This is a genomic window from Streptomyces sp. AC627_RSS907 (genome assembly GCF_019049165.1).
This window is the reverse complement of record NZ_JAGMUE010000272.1, coordinates 1-677: the sequence shown is the minus strand read 5'-3', so window position 1 is coordinate 677 and position 677 is coordinate 1. Positions and strand designations below refer to the sequence as shown.

At 74.4% G+C, this 677-nt stretch carries 1 protein-coding gene; it reads left to right on the top strand.

Annotated features, from left to right (window positions below; all coding sequences use genetic code 11):
* Positions 1-15: 15 nt before the first annotated feature.
* On the top strand, positions 16-677 hold a 662-nt coding region (locus KUM32_RS33235; RefSeq protein ID WP_254406490.1), incomplete at its 3' end, for an MFS transporter.

Below are 677 nucleotides of genomic sequence, written 5' to 3'. Positions count from 1 at the left end.
CTCGGCCTGTGGAGCATGGTCGGGGCGGTCGGCGCGGCGGCGGGCACGGTCTTCGGCGGGCTGCTCACCGACTCGCTCGGCTGGCGCTGGGTCTTCCTCGTCAAGGTGCCCATCGGCGTCGCGGTGCTCGTCGTCGCCTGGCGCGCGCTCGCCCGAAGGCCCCGTACGGACGCCCCGCGCGAGCCGCTGGACGTGCTCGGCGCGCTCCTGGTGACCTGCGGGCTCGCCGCCCTCGTCTACGGCGTCGTCGCCTTCGGCGAGCCGGCCGGCACGGCGCGGGCGGTGGCGTTCTCGGCCGCCGCCGTCGCCCTGCTCGCCCTCTTCGTGGCCCGCCAGCACCGGTGGGCCCGCAGCCCGCTGATGCCGCTGCGGATCTTCGGGCACCGCGCGGTCAGCGCCGCCAACGCCGTGATGTTCTGCCTGGGCGTCGGCTACCTCGCCAGTCCCGTGGTGCTCTCGCTCTACCTCCAACACGTGCTGGACTACTCGCCCTCACGCGCCGGGCTCGGCTTCCTGCCCACCGCCCTCGCGGTGATGGTCGGCGCCCAGGTCACCGGCTGGATGACCACCCACTGGGGCACCAGGCGCACCGCCAGCCTCGGCCTCTCGCTGGTCACCGCGGGTTTCCTGCTGCTCGTACGGCTCGGCCCCGACACGTCGTTCCTCCCCACCATCTT